Raw genomic sequence first — 21,157 nt, forward strand, 5'->3', positions numbered from 1 at the left:
GTTCTTCGGGTCGAGCGGGTTGGCCTCGTGGTTCGGGAAGCTGCCGTCGAGCTCGAAGTACATCGGTACGACGTCGAGCGGGAGGCCCGCGAGGACGGCCGGCACCGTGTGGCCGCCCATGCCGTTGCCCGCGTCCACGACCACCTTGAGCGGGCGGATCGCCGTCAGGTCGACGAGCGTGCGCAGATGGTTCGCGTACTCCCGCAGGGTGTCGTGCCCGGTGACGGTGCCGGAGCCGCCGGGGGCGGGCGCGGGTCCGCCGGTGCCGGTCCACCGCTCGACGAGCGAGCGGATCTCGGCGAGTCCGCTGTCCTGGCCGACCGGTGCGGCGCCGGCGCGGCACATCTTGATGCCGTTGTAGCAGGCGGGGTTGTGCGAGGCGGTGAACATCGCGCCGGGCAGTCCGAGGGCGCCCGAGGCGTAGTAGAGCTGGTCCGTCGAGCAGAGCCCCGTCTCGGTGACGTCCGCGCCCTGCGCGACCGCGCCTCGCGCGAAGGCCCGTGCCAGGCCCGGCGAGGTGGCGCGCATGTCGTGTCCGGTCACGAGGGCGCGCGCCCCGGTGACCTGGACGAACGCGGCACCGAACAGCTCCGCGGTGGACTCGTCCCACTGGTCCGGGACGAGTCCGCGCACGTCGTATGCCTTGACGAGCCCGGACAGGTCGGTGCGCGGAAGGGGGTCAGTGGGCGCGGCCATGGCCGTCTCCTTCGTGGTGCTGCGGTTCCGGGGTGTCGAGGAGCCACAGGGCGGTGTCGGGCGGCAGCGCGTCGCCGTCGAGGGGGCCGCTGGCCAGCACGGGGCGCCCCGGTGCGCCGAGCTCGGTCCAGGACAGGGGCCGCGGGCCGAGGTTGACGACGCAGGTCAGCGAGGAGCGGGAGAAGGCGAGGTACGGGTCGCCGGGCTCCGAGTGCCAGTGGGGCGCGGCCGTCGGGTCGGGCGCGGGGTGGGCGCGGCGCAGCCGCAGGGCCGCGCGGTACAGGCTGAGCGTGGAGTCGGGGTCGCGCTCCTGGGCGGCGACGGTGTACGGCGCCCAGCCGTCCGGCTGGGGCAGCCAGGTCCGGCCGGGACCGGCAGTGGTGAAGCCGTACGGGGCGCGGTCCCCGGACCACGGCAGCGGTACGCGGGAGCCGTCGCGGCCCCGGTCGGTGTGGCCGGAGCGTTCCCACAGCGGGTCGCGGATGCGGTCGTCGGGGACGGTGGCCTGCGGCAGGCCGAGCTCCTCGCCCTGGTAGAGGTAGGCGGAGCCGGGCAGGGCGAGCATGAGCAGGGCCGCCGCCCGTGCGCGGGCCGGTGAGCCGAGACGGGTCACCGGCCGGACCGCGTCATGGCTGGAGAGCAGCCAGGTGACGGCCCCTCCGCCGGGCGCGGAGAGCGAGGCGTCGATGACGCGGCGCAGCTCCGCCGGGTCCCAGGCGGCCTCCAGGAAGGCGAAGTTGAAGGCCTGGTGCATCTCGTCGGGCCGGGTGTAGCGCGCCAGCCTGGCCGGGTCGAACACGGCGGACTCGGCGACCATGACCCGCTCGTGCGGGGGTACGGCGCCGGGCGGCGCGGGGTGGGTGTCGAGGAGGGTGCGCCACTCCCGGTACAGCGGGTGCAGCTCCTCCTGGTCGTAGTACGGCATGAGGTGGTTGCGCAGCGGGTCGCGGTGCTGTCCGGGGCCGGCGTCGGGCAGGCCCTCCGCCTTGAACAGGGCGTGCGCGACGTCCACGCGGAAGCCGTCGACACCCCGGTCGAGCCAGTACCGCAGGACGTCCTCGAAAGCGGTACGCACCTCGGGTGCCCGCCAGTCGAGGTCGGGCTGCTCGGGCGCGTGCAGATGGCAGTACCACGCCCCGTCGGCCACCCGGGTCCAGGCCGGACCGCCGAAGGCCGACTGCCAGTCGTTGGGCGGGAGTTCGCCGTCGGGGCCACGGCCCTCGCGGAACAGATAGCGTCCGCGCGCGGCGGAGCCGGGACCGGCCGCGAGCGCCTCCCGGAACCAGGGGTGCCGGTCGGAGGTGTGGTTGGGCACGAGGTCGACGATGAGCTTGAGGCCCAGGCCGTGGGCGCGGGCGGTGAGCCGGTCGAAGTCCTCGGAGCTGCCGAGGTCGGCGGCGACCCCGGTGTGGTCGGCGATGTCGTACCCGCCGTCGGCGAGCGGCGAGGGGTAGAACGGGGTGATCCACACGGCGTCCGCGCCGAGTTCCGCGATGTGGCCGAGCCGGGCGGTGGCACCCGCGAGGTCGCCGGTCCCGTCGCCGTCCGAGTCGGCGAAGGCGCGCGGGTACAACTCGTAGCAGACGGCGTCCTGCCACCAGCTCATGAGGACTCCTGGGGGTGGTACGTGGTGCCGGGGGCGGGCACGGGCTGTTCGGTGCCGGTGTCGGCGGCCAGCGTGGCGGCTTCCGCGACGGCGACGGCGGTGAGGCCGGCGACGGCGTCGGCGACCGGGGTGGAGCCGTCGCGCGCCACGCGGACCAGGCCGGCGACGGCGGCACGCACGCTCTCGCTGTAGACGTGCGGTTTGCGGATCTCGCCACCGAGGTCGAGGACGGCGCGTACGTGGTGGGGCACGACCCGTGTCTCTCCCCGTCCGCGCGCCGGGTCGGAGGAGCCGGCGTCCCGTTCGACGGTGACCGAGACGCGTTCACCTCCGTGCGGACGGAAGCCGTCCACGTGCAGCAGCGCGTCGGCCCGTGCGGGCAGCCGCTCCCAGGCCTCGGCCCCCTGCTCGTCGGTCCAGGCCGAGATCTCGGCGCGCACCGGGATCCAGCCCTCGATCCTGGTCTCGGCGAATCCGTGGTCCAGGCGCATCAACTGGCGTTCGCAGCGGTGCGCGTGGGTGAAGGAGTGCAGGTGGGAGGCGAGGACACCGCCCGGGTGGAGGACATCGGCGCTGACCATGTCGACGGGCCCGCCCGGCCGTCGTGCGGCGGTCGCCCGCACGCTGACCGGGTCGGAGCCCAGCAGGGCGCGCGCCGCGTCGAAGAAGTGCACCCCGTGCTCGACGAAGATGCCGCCGCTGTGGGCGCGGTCCCAGAACCAGTGGCCGGGGCCGAGGTCCTGGTCGGAGGCGTCGTTCTCGAACAGGAAGCGGCGCGGGGCCGCGAGCAGCCCCTGCGCGACAAGCCGTTCCACGGCCCGCAGCAGCGGGTTGTAGCGCAGGACGTGGTCGACGACCAGGGCGCGTCCGGCCCGCTCGGCCTCCCGGGCCACGGCGCGGGCGTCCCGCGCCGTGGTGGCGAGCGGCTTCTCGCAGAACACGTGCCGGCCGGCGCGCAGCGCGGCCGTGGCCATCGCGGCGTGCGCGGCCGGCGGTACGGCGATGGCGACGGCCTCCACGTCCTCGCGCTCCAGCAGCTCCTCCAGGGAGCCGAGCGCGGGCACGCCGTGCCGTTCCCCGAGCGCCTTCGCCCGTACGGGGTCGGGGTCGGCGACCGCGGCCGGGCGGAGCCCGGGCAGGCCGGCCACGGCGTCCAGGACGTACGCCCCGAAGCCTCCGCAGCCGACCAGTCCGAGGCCGAGAGGGGCCGTCGCGTGGGTCATGCCGTGCGCTCCAGGAGGGCGACGCCGATGTGCGCGTCGGCCATGCCGTAGAAGACGTACAGCTCTCCGTCGATCTCCTCGATCGCGGTCGGGAAGACGACGTTCGGGACGGTGCCCGCGCGCTCCTCCTCGGTCTCGGGTGCCATCAGCGGCTCCTCGGAGCGGGCCAGGACCTTGGCCGGGTCGGCCGGGTCGAGGATCATCGCGCCCGCCGCGTAGGACACCGTCTGGTTCTGTGCGAAGGGGTCCTCGATGTGGCCGGAGACGCCGTGGTGGATGAGGAGCCACCCCTCGGGCACCCGGACCGGGGCGGGCCCTCCGCCGATCTTCAGGTCCTCCCACGCGTGCTCGGACAGGGCGACGAGCCGGTGGTCGCGCGGGCGGACCAGGGCGCGGATGTCGGCCTCGACCTCGGCGACCGGCACGTACGAGATCCAGATGCCGGGCCGCTCGTCGGTGATCCCGGCGGGCAGGTGGACGCCCTCGCCGGGACGGAACCAGCCGAGGTCCCACATCGGGCGGTGCAGCATCGCGTACGCGGGCTCGCCGTCCGGGCCGGGGACGGGCTCCGGGAAGTGGACGACGTCCTTGTTCGGGAAGAGGTTGAGGTCGGTGTCGAGGTCAGGCTGGTAGGCGAACTGCACGGGCCCGAGACGGGTCCACGTGCTCAGGTCCTCGGACACGGCTAGCGCCGGCTTGGGGCCGAGCGGCCCGTAGGCGACGTACGACATGACGTGCTTGCCGAGCGAGGGGATCCAGGTGATGCGCGGGTCCTCGACGCCGGCGTTGTTCTTGCCGCGCTCCCAGCCCTCGTCGGGCGAGAGGACGACTCCGCGCCGCTCGACGCCGCTGGGGACGCCGTCGGTGAAGGTGACCTCGGCGAGGCCGACGCGGGACACGTTGCCCTCGGCGACCAGGCGCGGCAGCAGGTGCAGGCGGCCGTCGGGGGTGCGGCCGGACGCGGGGTTGAGGACTCCTTCGGCCTCGTTCGCCTCGCCGGGCAGCGGGGACATGATCAGGCCCTTGCGTACCAGGCGGTAGGGGATGCGGGGGGTGGCGCCGGTGGTGCTCATACGGGGAATCAGCCCTTTGTCGCGGAGTCGATGTCGGTCGAGGTGAAGTGGCGCTGGAACAGGAGGAACAGCGCCACGGCGGGGGCGGCCAGCACACAGGCGCCGGCCAGCAGGGCGCCGGTCGGGTTGGCGACCGTGCCCTGGAGGTTGGAGAGGAAGCTGGCGAGCGAGACGGCCAGCGGCTGCATGTCGGCGTCCTTGGTGACGAGGAACGGCCACAGGAACTCGTTCCACGGCCCGATGAAGGTGAGCAGCATCGCGGTCAGGACGGCGGGCCGCGCCATCGGCAGGGCGACCTTCCACAGGATGCGCAGTTCGCCCGCGCCGTCGAGGCGGGCGGCCTCGAAGAGGGACTGCGGCAGCTGGAGGAAGAACTGGCGGAAGAGGAACACTGCCGTCGAGTTGATCGCGAAGGGAAGGATCATCCCGATGTAGTTGTCGCCGAGTCCGTAGTCGCGGACCACCAGGACGTAGAGCGGCAGCGTCAGGAGCTGGAAGGGCACCATCTGCACGAGCAGCAGCGAGGCGAAGACGGTCCCCCGGCCGCGGAAGTGCAGCTGGGCCAGCGCGTATCCGGCGAGCACCCCGAAGACGAGGGTGCAGAGCAGGACGCCGATGGTCATGATCCCGGAGTTGAGCAGGGAACGGCCCAGCGAGATCGCGCCGTTGACCGCCGTGTAACTGCCGCCGGTCAGACCGCTGGGCACCGCGGAGGACAGGTCGCCCGTCGTGGTCTTCCGCAGCGAGCCGACGATCATGTAGTAGAAGGGGAAGAGGAAGGCGACCGCGCCCAGCGAGAGAACGGCGTACTTGACGGCCGTCCCCCCGGACCGGCGCGAGCGTGCGGCCGTGGGCGGGGCCTTCGTCACCGGGGTGCCCGTGGCGGGCGCGTCGGTGAGCGGGGTGCCGGTGGCCGGGTTCGAGGCGCTCATGTCAGTTGCCCCTCTCGGAGATCTTGCGGGCGGCCAGCGAGATGAGGAGGACGAAGCCCACCAGGACCACGCCCAGGGCGGCGGCGAAGTCGGGGTGCCCCTGCTCGATGCCCTTCTGGTACATGAGCAGGACGGGCGAGGTGGAGGCGTGGTCGGGGCCGCCGCCGCCGGTCAGCAGATAGGGCTCGCTGAACAGGTTGGCGCCGGTGATGATCGCGTAGATCAGGACCAGGGTCGTGGCGGGACGCACTCCGGGCACGGTCACCGCGAAGAACTGCCGTACGCGCCCTGCCCCGTCGACGGAGGCCGCCTCGTACAGCTCCTTGCCGACGTTCTGGAGCGCGGCGAGGTAGAGCATGACGAAGAAGCCGAGCTGCTTCCAGGTGACGAAGACCGCGATCATCGGCATCGCGAGGTGCGAGTTGACCAGCCAGGAGGGGTCCGGCGCGTGCGCCCCGAGGAGGTTGTTGACGAAGCCGTCCGTGCCGAAGAGGAACTGCCACACCGCGACCAGCGCGACGCTCGCCGTGATGTACGGCAGGTAGTAGGCGGCGCGGAAGAAGGCGCGGAAGCGGATCTTCGCGTTGAGCGCGGAGGCCAGGACCAGCGCCAGGATCACCGTGAGGGGCACGTTGATCACGAGGAAGACGGCGATGTTGAGGAAGGCCCGCCCCACGACCGGGTCGGTGAACACGTCCCGGTAGTTGGAGAGCCCGACCCACGGGGAGTCGATGTCCGTGCCGGGGGCGGTGAAGTAGAAGCGGTGGACGGAGATCCACAGCGTGTAGACCATCGGGACGGCGAACACGACGAGCAGGAACAGCACGTACGGCGTCACGAACAGCGCGCCGGTGCGGGAGCGGGCCCTTCCGTGGCGGGTGGCGGCTCCTTCACCCTGCGGCCGGACTCCGGGTGCGGCGCCCGCGGTGGCGGTGGCGGTGGCGGTGGCGGTGGGACGGAGGTTCGTCATGCCGGGTCCCCGTACTCGTCGAGCAGCTTGGATATCTTGGCCGAGGCCCTGCGCAGCGCGGTGCCGGTGGGCTCCTCGCCGAAGACGACGGACTTCGTCCACTCGTCCCGGAATGCCTGCCAGACGTCGACGGATCCCGGCACGTTGGGGACCTCGACGACGTGCTCGGCCTGCCGTGCGAAGGCCTGGTAGACGGGCTTCCGCTGGAAGTAGTCCGGGTAGCGCGCGGTCAGGTTCTCCCGCATCGGCATCTGCCCGGTCGCCTCCAGGAACTTCCCGTCCTGCTGGGCGGAGGTGGCGAACTTCAGCAGGTCCCAGGCGGTGGCGCGGTTGCGGCAGGCGCTGAACATCGCGGCGGACTTCTCGTCGCTGAAGGAGTACGTGTCCTCGGGCGACTTCCCGTCGGCGGTCGGCACCGGGGCCACACCGATGTCGACGCTGTCCTTGTAGGCGGAGACCGCCCACGGCCCGACGGTGGCCATGGCGGCCTTCCCGTCGTTCACGGCGTCCCCGGGGTACGCCTCCTGCGGCGCGAGCTTCTCCGCGTACAACTGGCGCCAGAACGAGGCCACCTGGCGGCCGGCCGGCGAGTCGAACTGCGGCTCGCCGTCCTCGACGAGCTGCTTGCCGCCGCTCTGCGCGGCGAAGGCCGGGTAGAAGTCGAGCCAGGACTGGAAGAACTCACTGCTGGGCGCCGGCCAGATCGCGGCCTTGGCGGCACCGCTGTGCACGAGGGTGCGGGAGGTCTCCAGGAACTGGCTGTACGTCGCCAGCCGCGGGTGCTCGGGGTCGAGGCCGGCCTTCTCGAAGATCTTCTTGTTGTAGAGGATCATCACCGGGTTGCTCTTCCACGGCAGTTGGCGGAACTTGCCGTCCGGCGAGGCGTACTGGCCGGTGAGGGCGCCGCCCCGGCGCTCGATGTAGGAGTCGCCGTCCGGGAAGTCGCTGAGCGCGACGAGGCCGTTCTGCTTCTCGAAGGTCGGCACCGAGGCGGGCGCGGTGTTGAAGACCAGGCAGGCGCTGGTGCCCGCGATGATGGAGGCGCTGATCGCCTCCTCGGAGGTCTTGCCCGCCGGTATCTGCTGGGCCGTGACGTGCTGTCCGGGGTGGCTCCTGTTCCAGGCGGCGACCATGTTCCTGCCCCAGGCCACCTCCTGGGCGTTGTTCGACAGCCAGATCGTGATGGGACCCCGCGCCTTCGCGGCGGTCTCCTGGTCCGGGGCCGGCCGGCCGCAGGCGGTCGCGGCGCTCGCGAGGGCGAGCACGAGCAGCGAGTACGCCGTTCTCCTCAGCATGAAAAATCTCCGAACTGTTCACGCCCGGCCTCGTCGCCGGACGGACATGCCTTGCCGGGCCACGAAGGCCCGGCGGCCCGCTCGTCAGGCGCCGGGGGCCGGGCCTATCGACGCGCGGGGGACGAACTCGGCGGGCGGCAGCACGACGTGCGCCACCTCCTCGCCTGCCAGCACCCGGTCCAGGGCCCGGGCCGCCGCCTCGCCCCAGCCGCGCGCGTCGGCGCGGGCGGAGGAGAGCGGCGGGTAGGTGTAGCGCGTGAGGCTGGTGTCGTCGTAACCGACGACCGAGAGGCGTTCCGGCACCGGGACCCCCATCTCCTGGGCCACGGAGAGCCCGGCGGTGGCGGCGAGGTCGTTGCCGTAGACGATCGCGGTGGGCGGTTCGGCCAGTGAGAGCAGTGCGCGGGTGGCCCGCGCACCGCCCTCCGCCGTGAAGCCGCCGGGCATCACGGGTCCTTGGGGCAGGCCGAGAGCGTGCAGCGTCTCCTCCCAGGCCACCCGGCGCCGGTGCGCGTGGCGGAACTCCTGGGGGCCTTCGACATGGGCGATGTGCCGGTGGCCCAGCTCGGCGAGGCGCCGTACGGCCTCCACGTAGGCGGGCCGGTCGTCGAGGCTCACCGAGCTGAGCCCGTCGCTCCACTCGCTCTGCCCCACCACGACGGCCGGCAGTCCGAGCCGGTGCATCAGGGCGGGGCGGGGGTCGTCGTGGCGCAGGTCGGTGAGGAGCACCCCGTCCACCCGGCGGTCGGCGGACAGCCGCTCGTACACGGACTGCTCCCGCTCCGGGGTGGTGAGGTGCACCATCAGCCCGTCGCCCCGCTCCCCCAGGGCCACCTCGACGCCCGCTATGAAGGCGGGGAAGAAGAGGTCGGCGCCGATCAGGTCGGGTTCCCGGGCGAGCACGAGACCGAAGGCGCCCGCCTTGCCGAGGGACAGCGCCCTCGCCGGACGGCTGGGGGTCCAGCCGAGTTCGGCCGCGACGGCGAGGATGCGCTCCTTGGTCTCCCGCGCGATCCCCGGCCGGTCGTTCAGGGCGAACGAGACGGAACTGCGAGAGACGCCCGCACGCTGTGCGACGTCGTCGATGGTGGGCTTGCGAGCCATGGCGCCTTCCGCTCTCTGTGAACCCGGGGCTGTGAACTCGGGGCTGTGAACCCGGGGGCCGGGCAAGTGGATCGAGCGACGTCCTCACCGGCACCTAAACCGGTTCAGACGTTCAACCGGCGTTCACTAAACCGGTTTGAGAATCGGGCGTCAATGGGGTGCATGATGTGACCTGGGCCACAGGATGTGTGGTCCCGTCCCACCGCGCGGCGGAACACCCGCACGTTCGGCCGCGGATCACGGCCGGACCTCACCCGCCGGGGACGATCCGCGGGAGCGGCCGGCACCGGACCGACGACGGCGCGGTCGTCACCTCGTGGACGGCGCGGCCGGACCCTGCGGGGCGGACCGGTCAGCGTCCGGGCCGCCGGTCCGCCGAGGCGTGGGGTGGCCTCTTCCGGGGCCGTTCCGGGAGGCGGTGGCGGGCGAGAGTGCGGCGGCGACCAGCATGAGCAGCAGGACGGGGACCATCGCGGCGCGCAGCCCGTGGTGCTCGCCGAGGAAGCGAGGGACGGGGGTCCGGCCAGCAGCGCCACGTAGCCGATCCTGGAGGTCAGGGCGACGCGGCCGGTGGTGTCGGGGCCGGACTCGCCGGCCGCCGAGAGGGCCAGCGGGAAGCCGAGGGAGGTGCCGATCCCCCAGAGCAGCACGGCGCAGCCCGCTGCCACCGGGGAGTCGACGAAGGACACCAGGGCGATGCCGACGGCCGTCAGCAGGGCGCCGCCGCCGAGCACCACGGGCCGGCCGGCCCGGGCCACCACGGGACCGCCCGCGAAACGGCCCGCCGCCATGGCCGCGGCGAAGCCGGCGTAGACCAACGAGCCGAGGCCGGAGGGCATGTGGTGCCCGTCGACCATCAGCAGCGGCAGCCAGTCGGTGGCGGCGCCCTCGGCGAGCGTCATACCCAGCACCACCCCGCCGATCAGCAGCAGCCGGGGGTCGAGGTACAGCAGGCGCTCCCGGACCGGTCCGGTGACATCGGGCGCCGGACCGGCGGCTCCCGTGTCCGAGGCCCCGGGGCGGCCGATGCCGGGGCGCAGTCCCGGCACCGCGACGGCGAACATCCCGGTCACCAGGAGCAGCACGCCCGCCAGGTGCCAGGGCACCGGGAAGCCGGCCGCCGCACCGGCCACCCCGAGACCCGCCCCGACCACGGTGCCGAGGCTGTAGCAGCCGTGCAGGGCGGGCAGCACGGGCCGGCCCAACTCCCGCTCCACCACGGCACCGTCCACGTTGCTGGCGACCTGCCCGTGGCCGTAGTCATCGTCGACACCGAGGAGCGCATCCAGGCCTTCGTCCCCCAGCTCGAGGAGATGGACATCGAGGGCCTGGTCACCCTGGAACCCGTCCAGGTCGTCCGCTTCGACGGCACCCAGGGGGCCGGGAGGTGATCGATTACCTGCTGGTGGCCCTCGGTGGCGCGGTCGGTGCGCCGCTGCGCTATCTCACCGACCGGGCCGTCCAGGCCCGCCACGACACCGTCTTCCCCTGGGGCACCTTCGCCGTCAACGTGTCCGGCTCCCTGATCCTGGGCATCCTCACCGGCGCCGCCCTCTCCGGCACCACCGGGCACACCGTGCAGCTGCTGCTGGGCACCGGCCTGTGCGGGGCGCTGACCACGTACTCGACGTTCTCCTACGAGACACTGCGCCTGGCCGAGAGCGGTGCCAGGCTCTTCGCCGCCGCCAACGTCGTGGTCTCCATCGCGACCGGCCTGGGCGCGGTCTTCGCCGGAGTCGCCCTCGCCCGGGCCCTGTTCACCTGACCCGGGTCACCTGACCCGGGCGGACGGAGCGGAGACCCCCACGCTCGGGCCCGCCGCGCCCCGATCACTCCTGTTCGGGCGGCTCCTGGCCGGACAGCGGGGTCAGAAGCACCGGGCAGTGCGCGTGGTGCAGCACGGCGTGGGTGACGTGGCCCATGGGGGCGCCGACGGGGAGCGACCGGCGGCGGGCGCCTATGACCACCGTGTCGGCCTCCGCGGTCGCCGCGACCAGGACGGCCGCTGCCGACGCGGCACGGACGACATCGTGGGTGACGTCGAGACCGGGCCGGTCCTCGCGCAGCCGCGTGACGATACGCGCGACCTCGGCGCCCTCGGTGACCCCGAGTCCGGACGGGTCGTCGAACATCGTCGCCATGCTGCCGACGTTCTCCAGGAAGATCCACACGCTGACCACACGCAGTGAGGCTCCGCGGCGCAGCGCCAGTTCCGCGGCGAGACGCACTGCTTCCCGGTCCCGGTCATCCCGTGCGGCGACCATGACGACCCCGGCCGGACGGTCGCGTTCACGCGGCGGCACCACGACGGCAGGGACCCTCGCGCGGGCCGCGACCCGCAGGGCGTCCGACCCCACGAGCAGCCCCAGGAACCCTCCGTGCCCGCGCGTCCCGACGACGACCGTGCCCTCCTGGCCTGCCTCACGGAGCAGACAGGTCGCGGTCTCCTGCGGGCACGAGGCCGTCACGACCTTGACCCCGGGAGCAGTCTTCCGCACCAGGGCTTCCGCCTCGCCCAGCACGTCGACGGCGTGGTCCTTCGCCTGGCGGAACCCCTTGAGGGACAGATGCGGATGGCCGGATTCGGTCCTGGTGGCATGCACGACGGTCAGGGGCCGCTCCCTGGATTCGGCCTCGGCGGCTGCCCAGCGCACAGCCCGGTGAGCATCCTGCGTGCCGTCGGTCCCCACGACCACGGGCCCGTCCAGATTCAGGCTTCGTCGGTTGTTCTGCATGGCCCCTCCTCGACGTAGTGGTGCCGCGCCTTCTCCCTCTGCCCGGGCCGGCGGTTTCGGTGCGCCTGTCTACATTTTCGGCCCGTACGCCGCCGGAAGCGACGCGGCAGCCGTCCCTCAGGTGCAGCATCGGAGGAAGGGCCACCGGGAGGTACGGCGGACGGCGCGACCCGGCGCGACCCCAGGGGTACGGCCCGCGCGGCGGCCGGACGGCGCATCAGACCACGGCGAGCCGGTCCACCAGCAGCTCCACCCTCGACTCGGCGTCCTCCGGCAGCAGCCGTCCTGCCCGGGTCAGGGTCGCCAGCCCGTGCAGGGACGCCCAGAACACCTCGGTGAACAGCGCGGGGTGCACGCCGTCCCCGGCGACCTCGCCGAGCGTCTCCAGCAGCGCGGCGAAGCCGTCCTTCAGCGGCTCCGGGGTGTCCTCCTGTGCGTACGCCAGGCCCCCGTCGAGCTGGAACAGGGCGTCGTAGACCGCCGGGTTGCGCGTGGCGAAGTCGAGGTAGCCGCGAGCGAGGGCGGTGACCCGTGCCCGAGGTCCGTCGGCGGCGGAGGTCGCGGCCCGCAGAGCGACCGCCAGCTCGGCGGCGCCTTGGAGGGCGACGGCACCGATGATCTCGCGTTTGCCGCGGAAGTGGCTGTAGAGGACGGGCTGGCTGTATTCGATGCGTTCGGCGAGGCGGCGGGTGGTGACCGCGTCCCAGCCGCTCTCCTCGGCGAGTTCGCGGGCCGTCGCCAAGATGAGGCGTTCACGCTCCGCCCGTTCGCGCTGCTTGCGTTCCTGTACCGACATGACTTGATTCTAGCATTGCTAGACAACCAAGCGGCACAAGGTCTAGCGTTGCCTCATCGCCTAGCGGCACTAGATCGACACGAGGGCCGCCCGCACGGGCCGATCCGCGGGCCCGCACACCCCGGGCGACTCGGCAAGCTCCACGAAGCCCACCGGACCGACGAGCACCCACCAAGGAGAAGAACAATGTCGCTGAAGAAGCTCAACACCGTCCTGGCCGCCGCCTTCATCCTCTTCATCCTCTGGTTCGGGACGGAGTACATCGTCAGTCCGGAGACGACGGCGCCGACCTTCGGCCTGCCGAGCTGGCCGTCCGGCGACGGAGGCGGCTTCCTGATCATCAAGGGAATCCGCGACGTCGTCCTGGCCCTGGTGCTGGGCATCCTGCTGGTGACCGGCCACCGCCGGGCGCTGGGCTGGGCGCTGCTGGTGGAAGCCCTCGCCGCGTACGGCGACATGACCAACGTGCTGGCCCACCACGGCTCCGTGGCCACCGCGCTCGGCATCCACTGCCTGACCGCGACACTGATGGTGATCAACGGCCTGCTGATACTGCGTGAGACCCGCACGGTCGCGGCCGCTCCGGCATCGCCCGCCCCGCAGCCCGCCTGAGGCACGCACCGGGCGGTGATCGACACGTACGTACGATCCACCTCCGCAGCAGGGCGCCGCACCGGAGGCCCAGGCGCTCAGGCCTCCCCTCCCCCGTCCTCCTCGAACCGGTCCAGCCGCGCCGTCACGTCGTCGGCGAGACGGGTGAGGAGGCGGGCGAGGTCGTCGCGGTCCTGCTGCGGCCAGTCGCCGAGCGCCTCGGCGAACCAGCCCAACAGGGAAGCCACGTAACGGTTGACGGCCTCCGTGCCCGCTTCGGTCGGTTCGATGAGGCTCGCGCGGCGGTCGTGGGGATCGCCGACGCGCCGTACGAGACCGCGCTTCTCCAGGGTCTGGACCTGTCGGGTGACGTGCGGGCCCACGACCTGCATGCGGTCGGCGATCTCACCGATCCGGAGGGGCTTGTCCGCGGTCCGCAGGGACACCAGTACACCGACGGCGGGGCGGTCGAGGGCGAGGCCGGCCTCCGCGGTGGCGCGTTCGATGAGCCGGCCCTTGGTGAGAGCGCCGCTGAGCCGGGTGATCCGGGGCAGCACGGCGAGCAGATCGGCGGACGGGGACTCCGCCGCGGGAGGCTCCGGTGGTTCGGTCGTCATCACATCTCCATTTGCATACCTAAGTTAGGTATCTATATAGTCGAGCACGGCCGGCGTCGACGACGGCGCCCCATAGCGTTCATAAAGATACCTAAGGTACGCATCTTTGCTGTGCACGCCGTGCGTACCTCCTTCGTCGCCCCGGGGCCCGCCCCGGCAGAGAGGTGAGAAGCCATGATCAAGAAGTCTCGTCCCGCCCGCCGCGTACTGATCTCAGGAGCCAGTATCGCGGGCCCCACGCTCGCGTACTGGCTCGACCGCTACGGCTTCGACGTCACCGTGGTGGAGAAGGCCGCAGCCGTGCGCGGAGGCGGGTACGCCATCGACATCCGCGGCACGGCCCGCGAAGTGGTCGAGCGCATGGGCCTGCTGCCGCGCCTGACCGAGGCGCATGTCGACAGCCGGCGGATCACCTTCGTGGAAGCGGCGGGCGAAGCGGTCGGCTCGGTACGGCCCGAGCAGTTCACCGGCGGAGCGGCGGGCCTGGACCTCGAGGTCCGGCGCGGCGACCTGGCCGACGCGCTCCACGCGCCGGTGCGGGAGCGGGTCGAGTTCCTCTTCAACGACTCGATCGCGGCACTCGACGACGCCGGGGACGCCGTGCACGTCGTCTTCGACAGCGGGATACGCCGCACGTTCGACCTCGTGATCGGCGCGGACGGACTGCACTCGAACACGCGCCGGCTGGTCTTCGGTCCCGAGGAGCCCTTTCACCACTACCTCGGGCGCGTGTTCGCCGGCTTCACCCTGCCGAACGAGTTCGGGTTCGCGCACGAGGCCGCCATCTGGAACGAGCCGGGGCGCAGCGCGGTCCTCTACGCCTACGAGGAGTCCGACCATGTGCACGGCTTCCTCACCTTCGCCGACGACACCCCGCCCTTCGACGCCTTCCGCGACCCGCGAGCCCAGCGCGAGCTGGTCGCGGCGCGCTTCCCCGAGCAGGTCTGGCACGTGCCGCGCCTGGTGGAGGCCATGCGGGAGGCCGACGACCTCTTCTGCGACATCGTGAGCCAGATCCACATGCCCACGTGGTCCCGGGGGCGCGTCGTGCTGGCGGGGGACGCCGCGCACGCCACCTCGTTCCTCTCAGGTCAGGGCTCCAGCGTCGCGCTCGTCGGCGCGTACGTCCTGGCCGGCGAACTCGCCGTACGCGCCGACCATGCCGAGGCCTTCGCGGCTTACGAGCGCACGATGCGGCCCTTCGCCGAGCTCAACCAGGCGCTGGCGACCAACGGCGGCTCGGTGGTCACGCCCACGACGCGCGAGGAGATCGAGGCCCGCAACGCCTTGGTGCGCGATCCGGAGGCGGCCGCGAAGGAGATGGCGACGGCGAGTGCGGAGGAAGGACGCGCGGCACACTCGGCGCTGGCTCTGCCCGACTACTACTGATCGCCGTGCCCGTCGGGGAGTTGCTCCGGCATCAGCCCGTGAGCATCTAGTGTTGAGCCGTGACGTGGAGTGAGGCGGAGTACCTCGACTGTCTCCGGTCCGAGCGGCGGAGCTACGCCTGGGTGATGCGGCGGCATGGCGGGCTGACGCCGGAGGAAGCAAGGGAAGCCGCCCTGGACCGGTACCCGTACGAGCCGCATGACGCCCCGTACCGCGGGCTCGTATGTCATGACGAGGCGTGGCACTGGGCGATGCTGGCGATCCACGGCGATCAGTACATGCTGGAACACCCCGAGCTGGCCCACCCCTCGCCCGAGTACGAGGCAATGGGGTGAGCACATGCGATCGCCGCCGTCATCTCCCGGGCACCGGTCCGGCTGAACCGGCCGGTCTCAGCGGAACGCGGCGACGTGCCGGGCGGCCCAGTCGGCGAAGGAGCGCGGGGCGCGGCCGAGGACCTTCTGGACGTCAGGGCTGACGCGCAGCTCGGCGGCGTTGGGGGAACCGAGGATGTCCAGAGTGTCGTTGGCGAGCTCCGCCGGCATGCTCCGGGCCATGGCGGTCGCGGCCTCTTCGCGGGTGAGCTCATGGAATGTCACGGGTGAGCCCAGTGCGGTGGCGATGGCCTCCGCCTGCTGACGTGGAGTGATCACCTCCGGGCCGGTCAGCTCGTAGATGCCGCCGGTGTGCTGGTCCTCCAGCAGGCAGGCCGCCGCGACCTCGGCGATGTCCGACGGGTCGATGATCGGCACCCCGATGTCGCCGAAGGGTGCGGCGACGACCTGATGTGCGCGGACGGACTCGGCCCACCACAGGGCGTTGGAAGCGAAGCCGCCCGGCCGCAGGACGGTCCACTCCAGGCCGGACTCCCGCAACGTGTCCTCCAGGGCGCGCATCGCGATCCGCGTGTGGCCGAAGGGCCTGGTCACCACGCCCAGCGTGGAGAGCAGAACGACCCGGCGGACCCCGCTGTCCGCAGCCTGCCGGATGATGTCGGCGGAGTTGGCCCCGGTGGCGTGCAGGTCGCCGGAGAGCAGGAGGAACAGCGCTTCCGCTCCGTCCAGTGCGGGCTTGAGGCCGGCCGGCTCGTTCAGGTCGGCCGTCAGGTGGCGGACCCCGTCCGGCACCGCCGCCTCGTGCCGTGACACTGCCGTCACCTGCCGGCCCGCGTCGGCCAGCGCCTGCGTCAGCGGACGGCCGATGTTCCCGGTGGCCCCGGTTACTACGATCATGATCAGCTCCTGTTCGGATTGCCTGTGTGGTCTGCACGCTAGGAGCACGGGCTAACTTTTGGTAAGGACGTACCCCGAGGTAAGCTCATGACATGGTGGAAGGTGTGCAGCCCAGGCAGGCCGGGGCGGGGAAGCGGTATGACGTGTTTCACACCGACTGCCTCGCGCGGGATGTGGTCGACCATGTGACCAGCAGGTGGGGCATCTGGGTGCTGATCTCGCTGCGGAGCCAGGATCTCCGGTTCTACGAGCTGCGCGAGAGCATCCAGGGCATCAGCGAGAAGATGCTCGCCCAGACCCTGCGGGCGCTGGTCCAGGACGGCCTGCTCCGGCGGGAGGTGGAGCCGACGACTCCGCCTCAGGTCACCTACGGGCTCACCGAGTTCGGCCGGGACATCGGCGAGCCGCTGACGGAGCTGTTCGACCGGATCACGCGACGGCTGTCACCGGGTGGCGAGGACAGCGCTGTTGCGGCTGGTGGAGCGGCCGGCGCCCGGCCGCGACACGATGGGTGACCTGCTGAGGCGGATCCTCACCTCCGAGGGGGCGGGGGAATCAGCCGTCCCCTGTATACCAGTGACGCAGCCTGTTTGAGGGGGCGCAGGCGGACGCTCACCGTGTAGCCGGTGATGCCGGGTGCCGTGGCGAGGCCGCTGCTGAGGAAGTCGTAGAAGTCGGCGGCGTCCCTGCACATCACGATCGCCATCAGGTTCTGGTCGCCGGTCGTGGCCGCGGCGAAGACGACCCGGGGAAGCGCGGCGACGGCCGTGCCCGTCTCGTGCAGCCGGTCGGGGGAGGTCTGCAGCCACACAGACGCACCGAAGGGGTAACCCAGCTGCTCCGGAACGAGGTCCACGTCGTAGAGGAGCGTGCCCGAGCGCTCCAGGGCCTCCATACGCCGCGCGATCCGGCCGATGGTCCAGCCGGTGCCCTTGGCGAGCGTGGCCTGGCTCGCCCGGCCGTCCTCGGCGAGGATCGCCAGCAACGGGCCGTCGTCCTCGCGCAGTTCGGCCATCGGTCCCTTCGGCCGTTCGCGGGGGTGACTCTCCAGCAGCAGGTCCACGGCCTCCTGCGACAGCGAAGGGCCGAGCCGCGCCCAGTCCGCGCCGGGCGGTGAGTAGGCGTGCAGCACCATACGGGTGTTGATCTCCGTCACTCCGGGATAGCGGGCCAGCCGGCGCAGCACGTCCGGCACCCGGCCGTCGTGAGGCGCTTCCAGCGAACAGACGATCTCCGATCCGCCGAAGGAGATGTTCGCGAAGGAGACCTCCGGCAGCCGGGTCACGGCCTCGGCGAGCGCGTCGATCCGGTCCGGGCGGAGCGTGATCCGCACCACGCTCGCCGTGAGGTCGTTCACCGCAGGGTTGACGAGGCCCACGACCCGCATGGTGCCCGATCGCTGCATCGCCCGGTAGCGGCGCGCCACGGTCTGTTCCGACGCCCCCACCGCCTCACCGATCACGCGGAACGGGGCACGCGGCACCACGTGCAGCGCGTGGAGGATAAGGCTGTCCAGGGCGTCGAGCATGGAGGAATCATCACATGAACCGCGCGAAGACAGCGGTTCTCCCCATGGGATCGGCAGCGGCTTGGGGAAATCGTCAGGTGTGACGGAAACTTCTGGAGGATGTACGGGCAGGCGCACGCCGCGCCCGTGGACCCCACCGCGAGGCCCGCGGGCGGTGTACCGAGCTCGTACGACGGTTCCGTGCACGCACGGCCTCGAACCCCTCGTACCCGGGCTGCACCGTGGCCGCCCGGTTCCGGTGAGCGGGGCCGCTCTCCCCGGCCCCGTACGGCCATGACCGCCGTACTGCTCACGCCTCGCACCCCATCCGTCGCGTCGGACACCCGACGCTCCGAAGGAGCCCTCTTGTCCCCGTCACCACCCGCTGCCGAGCCCCGTCGCGGGATGACTGTTCTCATGGCCTGCCTCGGGGTCTTCGTCGCCTACCTGCCGGTGACCAGCGTCTCGGTGAGCCTGACCGCCATCCAGTCGGCTCTCTCCACGAGCACCCTGCAACTGTCGTGGGTCTCGGACGCCTTCGTGCTGCCGATGGCCGCCTTCATCCTCACCGCCGGCGTCTTCGGCGACGTGCACGGCCGCAAGAAGGTCTACCTCGCCGGGCTGCTGCTCTCCGCCGCCGGCGCCGCGACCTCGCTCACCGCGGACTCGATCGGCCAGCTCTGGGCCGGCCAGGCGCTTTCCGGGATCGGCGCGGCCGCGCTGCTGCCGACGACGCTCGCGCTCATCAGCCATGCCGTGCCCGACCACCGCGAGCGCGGGAAGTTCATCGGGTTCTGGGCGATGTGCCTGCTCGGGGCACTCGCCATCGGCGGTGTGGTCGCCGGGACGATCCTCGGCCACGTGGGCTGGCGGTGGATCTTCCTCGTGCCGATCCCCGTCGCCCTGCTCGCCTTCGGCTTCTCCCTGCGGCTGCTGCCCGAGTCCCGCGCGCCGCGTGCCGGACGGCTGGACTGGCCCGGACAGATCACGGCCGCGCTCGCCATCACCGCGCTCGTCTACGGAATCATCCAGGGCGGGGCCGGTTCCTTCGGCGACGTACAGGTCGTCGTCGCGCTGGCGGTCGCGGTCGTCAGCGGGGTCGCCTTCGTCCTCGCCGAGCGGCGCTCCTCGCATCCGATGCTCGACCTCGCGCTCTTCCGCAGCCCCGGATTCACCGCCACCACGCTCGTGGCCATGGTGATGTTCCTGGGCATGATCGGCTTCTTCTTCGTGCTGAGCCTCTACTTCGGCATGGTCCAGCGCCTCGACACGCTCGGGATCGCCTGGCGGATGCTCCTGATCACCGGCGCCGCGCTGCTCGTCAGCGGAGTCGCCGGACGCGTCATGCACAAGGTCTCACCGCGCCTCATGATCACCACAGGACTCCTCATGGTGACCGCCGCGCTGCTCACCCTGCTCGGCGCCGACGCGGGCACCTCCTTCGCCTCGCTCTCCTGGCGTCTGATCCTGCTGGGGCTCGGCATGGGGCTCGTGACGACACCGATGACGGCCGTCGCCGTCGCCTCCGTACCCCACCCGCTCGCCGGCATGGCCGCCGCGGGGAACAACGCGTTCCGCCAGGTCGGCGGCGCACTCGGCCCCGCCGTGCTCGGGGCTCTTCTCACCAGCCGCGCCGTCTCCTCCCTGCCGGGGCGGCTTTCCGACGCGGGCGTCGACGGCCCGCTCGCCGACCGGCTCGCGGACGCGACCCGCGAGGGAGGGCTCGGCGCGATCGGCTCGGTACCGTTCGGCGCACAGGCGGGCCTGATCCAACAAGCCGTCGGCGAGGCCTTCCTCGAGGGCATGCGCCTGTGCCTGACCGTCTCGGCCGGCCTGACCTTCCTGGCCGCCGCCCTCGCCTTCGTCCTCCTGCGCCCGCGCAGGACGGCCACGGGCACGGAGAAGGTCGTACGCACATCGACTGCGCGGACGACGCAGACACCGCAGACCTCCGACCGGGCCAAGTCCCTGGTGGAGGAAGGCGCCTGACGCCCGGCCCATCGCCGGCGTGGGAAGGCCGCGCCTCGCGGGAGCACCGCGGGCGCGGCCTTTCCGCTGTCCGACCATGTCCAAGGACTCAGTTGCTGCGCGTCGGCCCGCGCCTGCCTGTGCGTTGCTGCGCTGCCGATGGCGGGGCTCGTGACCGGTGACGGGGCCGGCCCGGCTTCGTCCACGTTCTGCATACCGCTCGCGTCTGAGCACGTGGACGCCGTACGCAGCGTCGCTCGCGGGCGGGGAGGCGGTGTACCCGCGATGGGCGGTTCGGCCCCCTGCGAGGTGCTCACGACCGTCCGTCGGTTTCGGGTCGGCGCATCGCCCATCCGATCAGGCCTGTCACTGCTCGTCCCGCTGGAATCAGCATGAACCGCTCCCCCGGCGTCCACCGTGGAAGGTTCAGTTCACTGGTCGCCCAGCGGGGCAGGAGGGCGACGGCGTTGGCCGCCAGGGCTCCGTAGAGCGGCAGCGCCAGGACGGGTATCGGTGGCCGCAGCAGCAGATACCGGGTGGTCTCACGCGCCTGCGGCGTGCACCGCAGCTCCGCCCGGTATTCCTGCAGGCGTGCGCTCAGGGCCTGGGCCGATCGAGGCGGGGAGGGGACGCCCAGCGCTTCGGCGACGCGTGCCATGTCGGCGACGTAGCGGGAACACTCGCCTGCCGTGAGGGGGTGCGCTCCGAATCTCTGGTGGGCCCTGAGGAAGCTGTCGGTCTCGGCCACGTGCACCCACTCCAGCAGGTGGGGGTCGGAGGCACGGTAGGCCAGCCCCTCGTCGGTGACGCCGTGAATGCGCGCATGCACGCCCTTGACCCGCTCGCAGGCCGACTGTGCGCTGTCGGCCGTGCCGTAGGTCGTGGTGGCGAGGAAGGTGCTGGTGCGCTGGAGCCGCCCCCAGGGGTCGCCCCGGAACCCTGAGTGGGCGGACACCGCGGCCATGGCCACGGGATGAAGGGACTGCAGGAGCAGTGCGGTCAGTCCGCCGATGAACATCGCGCTGTCCCCGTGCACGCGACGTACCGGGCTGTCCTGCGGGAACCAGCGCGGGCCGGGCGTGTTGTGGATCGCGTCCCTGTTGCGGGGGCCGTCCGGACCGGCGACGCGCTCGAACAGAAGTGCGCCCGCGCGCCCACGCAACGTGTCGATCGCGGTCGACAGCACGGTCATCGACGCTCCTCGCGGCTCTGCCGGCCTCCTCGCGGCGGAGAATGCGGCATCCTGGGCTGCCCCGCCCGTCGGATGCAGCAGAGGGGAATCCGGCACCCATCGGCACCCATCACCCCTCATGCTCCTCATGAAACGAGGCGCCCGCCACTCGCCGGTGGGCGATCTGCGTTCGATCACCCCGCAGGGGCAGAAGTCCCCGCAGGGGCAGAAGTCAATGACGCCCGTTCCGGG

Annotated in this window: 22 protein-coding genes; 7 read left to right on the top strand and 15 right to left on the bottom strand. The window is 72.0% G+C overall.

All coding sequences use genetic code 11. From position 1 onward, the window contains the following. The 9 genes from JKV81_RS21595 to JKV81_RS21635 form a co-directional block, all read right to left on the bottom strand. On the bottom strand, nt 1-696 hold a 696-nt coding region (locus JKV81_RS21595; protein WP_505016569.1), incomplete at its 3' end, for a phosphohexomutase domain-containing protein. After that, the gene (locus JKV81_RS21600; protein ID WP_129259778.1) at nt 680-2,302 is read right to left on the bottom strand and encodes a glycoside hydrolase family 13 protein; all 1,623 of its coding nucleotides are present in this window, start codon (nt 2,300-2,302) and stop codon (nt 680-682) included. The genes JKV81_RS21600 and JKV81_RS21595, both read right to left, overlap by 17 nt. After that, complete coding sequence (locus JKV81_RS21605; protein ID WP_202077303.1) at nt 2,299-3,525, bottom strand: Gfo/Idh/MocA family protein; 1,227 nt, start codon at nt 3,523-3,525, stop codon at nt 2,299-2,301. The genes JKV81_RS21600 and JKV81_RS21605 overlap by 4 nt, the downstream gene beginning before the upstream one ends. After that, the gene (locus JKV81_RS21610) at nt 3,522-4,598 is read right to left on the bottom strand and encodes a glycoside hydrolase family 130 protein (protein ID WP_129259776.1); all 1,077 of its coding nucleotides are present in this window, start codon (nt 4,596-4,598) and stop codon (nt 3,522-3,524) included. Before JKV81_RS21610 ends, JKV81_RS21605 begins: the two co-directional genes overlap by 4 nt. Nucleotides 4,599-4,606: 8 nt before the next feature. Then, the gene (locus JKV81_RS21615) at nt 4,607-5,530 is read right to left on the bottom strand and encodes a carbohydrate ABC transporter permease (protein ID WP_129266609.1); all 924 of its coding nucleotides are present in this window, start codon (nt 5,528-5,530) and stop codon (nt 4,607-4,609) included. Between the two features lies 1 nt (nt 5,531). Then, a complete protein-coding gene (locus JKV81_RS21620; RefSeq protein ID WP_236057367.1) occupies nt 5,532-6,500 on the bottom strand; it encodes a carbohydrate ABC transporter permease in 969 nt (322 codons plus the stop codon). Next, complete coding sequence (locus JKV81_RS21625; protein WP_129266610.1) at nt 6,497-7,795, bottom strand: extracellular solute-binding protein; 1,299 nt, start codon at nt 7,793-7,795, stop codon at nt 6,497-6,499. The genes JKV81_RS21620 and JKV81_RS21625 overlap by 4 nt, the downstream gene beginning before the upstream one ends. 84 nt (nt 7,796-7,879) lie before the next feature. Then, nucleotides 7,880-8,899 carry a LacI family DNA-binding transcriptional regulator gene (locus JKV81_RS21630; protein ID WP_129266611.1) on the bottom strand — a complete coding sequence of 340 codons (1,020 nt, stop codon included), beginning with the start codon at nt 8,897-8,899 and terminating at the stop codon, nt 7,880-7,882. 104 nt (nt 8,900-9,003) lie between these two features. Beyond that, nucleotides 9,004-10,131, bottom strand: a complete 1,128-nt coding sequence (locus JKV81_RS21635) for an MFS transporter (protein WP_241748587.1) — start codon at nt 10,129-10,131, stop codon at nt 9,004-9,006. 18 nt (nt 10,132-10,149) lie between these two features. Here JKV81_RS21635 and JKV81_RS21640 point away from each other — a divergent pair, with 18 nt between their 5' ends. Both JKV81_RS21640 and crcB read left to right on the top strand, forming a co-directional pair. Next, nucleotides 10,150-10,290 carry a DUF190 domain-containing protein gene (locus JKV81_RS21640; protein WP_241748588.1) on the top strand — a complete coding sequence of 47 codons (141 nt, stop codon included), beginning with the start codon at nt 10,150-10,152 and terminating at the stop codon, nt 10,288-10,290. Continuing rightward, nucleotides 10,290-10,664, top strand: a complete 375-nt coding sequence (crcB, locus tag JKV81_RS21645) for a fluoride efflux transporter CrcB (RefSeq protein WP_129267210.1) — start codon at nt 10,290-10,292, stop codon at nt 10,662-10,664. Before JKV81_RS21640 ends, crcB begins: the two co-directional genes overlap by 1 nt. A 64-nt stretch (nt 10,665-10,728) precedes the next feature. Here crcB and JKV81_RS21650 read toward each other — a convergent pair whose 3' ends face one another. Then, nucleotides 10,729-11,634, bottom strand: a complete 906-nt coding sequence (locus JKV81_RS21650; protein WP_202077305.1) for a universal stress protein — start codon at nt 11,632-11,634, stop codon at nt 10,729-10,731. Between the two features lie 217 nt (nt 11,635-11,851). Next, nucleotides 11,852-12,430, bottom strand: a complete 579-nt coding sequence (locus JKV81_RS21655) for a TetR/AcrR family transcriptional regulator (protein WP_129266614.1) — start codon at nt 12,428-12,430, stop codon at nt 11,852-11,854. 186 nt (nt 12,431-12,616) lie between these two features. On the opposite strand from JKV81_RS21655, the gene JKV81_RS21660 reads away from it, so the two are divergent. Then, on the top strand, nt 12,617-13,042 hold the full coding sequence (locus JKV81_RS21660) for a DUF4267 domain-containing protein (protein WP_202077307.1): 426 nt from the start codon (nt 12,617-12,619) through the stop codon (nt 13,040-13,042). A gap of 77 nt (nt 13,043-13,119) precedes the next feature. On the opposite strand, the gene JKV81_RS21665 is transcribed toward JKV81_RS21660, so the two are convergent. After that, nucleotides 13,120-13,638, bottom strand: coding sequence for a MarR family winged helix-turn-helix transcriptional regulator (locus JKV81_RS21665; RefSeq protein ID WP_202077309.1), 519 nt, complete (start codon nt 13,636-13,638; stop codon nt 13,120-13,122). A 174-nt stretch (nt 13,639-13,812) separates the two neighbouring features. Here JKV81_RS21665 and JKV81_RS21670 point away from each other — a divergent pair, with 174 nt between their 5' ends. Beyond that, nucleotides 13,813-15,027, top strand: a complete 1,215-nt coding sequence (locus JKV81_RS21670; protein ID WP_129266617.1) for an FAD-dependent monooxygenase — start codon at nt 13,813-13,815, stop codon at nt 15,025-15,027. 59 nt (nt 15,028-15,086) lie between these two features. Next, entirely contained in the window at nt 15,087-15,362 is a 276-nt protein-coding gene (locus JKV81_RS21675) for a hypothetical protein (protein WP_129266618.1), read from the top strand. Nucleotides 15,363-15,419: 57 nt separating this feature from the next. Here the strand turns inward: JKV81_RS21675 and JKV81_RS21680 are convergent, their stop codons facing one another. After that, nucleotides 15,420-16,259, bottom strand: a complete 840-nt coding sequence (locus JKV81_RS21680) for an SDR family oxidoreductase (RefSeq protein ID WP_129266619.1) — start codon at nt 16,257-16,259, stop codon at nt 15,420-15,422. Nucleotides 16,260-16,351: 92 nt separating this feature from the next. Here JKV81_RS21680 and JKV81_RS21685 point away from each other — a divergent pair, with 92 nt between their 5' ends. After that, a complete protein-coding gene (locus JKV81_RS21685; RefSeq protein WP_202077314.1) occupies nt 16,352-16,774 on the top strand; it encodes a winged helix-turn-helix transcriptional regulator in 423 nt (140 codons plus the stop codon). Between the two features lie 17 nt (nt 16,775-16,791). On the opposite strand, the gene JKV81_RS21690 is transcribed toward JKV81_RS21685, so the two are convergent. Next, nucleotides 16,792-17,787 carry an Lrp/AsnC family transcriptional regulator gene (locus tag JKV81_RS21690; RefSeq protein WP_202077316.1) on the bottom strand — a complete coding sequence of 332 codons (996 nt, stop codon included), beginning with the start codon at nt 17,785-17,787 and terminating at the stop codon, nt 16,792-16,794. Nucleotides 17,788-18,171: 384 nt separating this feature from the next. Between JKV81_RS21690 and JKV81_RS21695 the strand changes: the two genes are divergently transcribed. Continuing rightward, nucleotides 18,172-19,755 carry an MFS transporter gene (locus JKV81_RS21695; protein WP_202077319.1) on the top strand — a complete coding sequence of 528 codons (1,584 nt, stop codon included), beginning with the start codon at nt 18,172-18,174 and terminating at the stop codon, nt 19,753-19,755. A 292-nt stretch (nt 19,756-20,047) separates the two neighbouring features. On the opposite strand, the gene JKV81_RS21700 is transcribed toward JKV81_RS21695, so the two are convergent. Further along, complete coding sequence (locus tag JKV81_RS21700; RefSeq protein WP_202077322.1) at nt 20,048-20,926, bottom strand: oxygenase MpaB family protein; 879 nt, start codon at nt 20,924-20,926, stop codon at nt 20,048-20,050. Between the last annotated feature and the right edge of the window lie 231 nt (nt 20,927-21,157).

Source organism: Streptomyces silvae (assembly GCF_016745505.1).
Taxonomy (GTDB): domain Bacteria; phylum Actinomycetota; class Actinomycetes; order Streptomycetales; family Streptomycetaceae; genus Streptomyces; species Streptomyces silvae.

Bases quoted from the DNA above. Each gene is read 5' to 3' on its own strand.
- JKV81_RS21685 (WP_202077314.1), top strand. From the start codon at position 16,352: ATGGTGGAAGGTGTGCAGCCCAGGCAGGCCGGGGCGGGGAAGCGGTAT.
- JKV81_RS21605 (WP_202077303.1), bottom strand. From the start codon at position 3,525: ATGACCCACGCGACGGCCCCTCTCGGCCTCGGACTGGTCGGCTGCGGA.
- JKV81_RS21615 (WP_129266609.1), bottom strand. From the start codon at position 5,530: ATGAGCGCCTCGAACCCGGCCACCGGCACCCCGCTCACCGACGCGCCC.
- JKV81_RS21610 (WP_129259776.1), bottom strand. From the start codon at position 4,598: ATGAGCACCACCGGCGCCACCCCCCGCATCCCCTACCGCCTGGTACGC.
- JKV81_RS21650 (WP_202077305.1), bottom strand. From the start codon at position 11,634: ATGCAGAACAACCGACGAAGCCTGAATCTGGACGGGCCCGTGGTCGTG.
- JKV81_RS21660 (WP_202077307.1), top strand. From the start codon at position 12,617: ATGTCGCTGAAGAAGCTCAACACCGTCCTGGCCGCCGCCTTCATCCTC.
- JKV81_RS21670 (WP_129266617.1), top strand. From the start codon at position 13,813: ATGATCAAGAAGTCTCGTCCCGCCCGCCGCGTACTGATCTCAGGAGCC.
- JKV81_RS21680 (WP_129266619.1), bottom strand. From the start codon at position 16,259: ATGATCGTAGTAACCGGGGCCACCGGGAACATCGGCCGTCCGCTGACG.
- JKV81_RS21655 (WP_129266614.1), bottom strand. From the start codon at position 12,430: ATGTCGGTACAGGAACGCAAGCAGCGCGAACGGGCGGAGCGTGAACGC.
- JKV81_RS21695 (WP_202077319.1), top strand. From the start codon at position 18,172: ATGACTGTTCTCATGGCCTGCCTCGGGGTCTTCGTCGCCTACCTGCCG.
- JKV81_RS21665 (WP_202077309.1), bottom strand. From the start codon at position 13,638: ATGACGACCGAACCACCGGAGCCTCCCGCGGCGGAGTCCCCGTCCGCC.
- JKV81_RS21700 (WP_202077322.1), bottom strand. From the start codon at position 20,926: ATGACCGTGCTGTCGACCGCGATCGACACGTTGCGTGGGCGCGCGGGC.
- JKV81_RS21630 (WP_129266611.1), bottom strand. From the start codon at position 8,899: ATGGCTCGCAAGCCCACCATCGACGACGTCGCACAGCGTGCGGGCGTC.
- JKV81_RS21620 (WP_236057367.1), bottom strand. From the start codon at position 6,500: ATGACGAACCTCCGTCCCACCGCCACCGCCACCGCCACCGCCACCGCG.
- JKV81_RS21625 (WP_129266610.1), bottom strand. From the start codon at position 7,795: ATGCTGAGGAGAACGGCGTACTCGCTGCTCGTGCTCGCCCTCGCGAGC.
- JKV81_RS21690 (WP_202077316.1), bottom strand. From the start codon at position 17,787: ATGCTCGACGCCCTGGACAGCCTTATCCTCCACGCGCTGCACGTGGTG.
- JKV81_RS21600 (WP_129259778.1), bottom strand. From the start codon at position 2,302: ATGAGCTGGTGGCAGGACGCCGTCTGCTACGAGTTGTACCCGCGCGCC.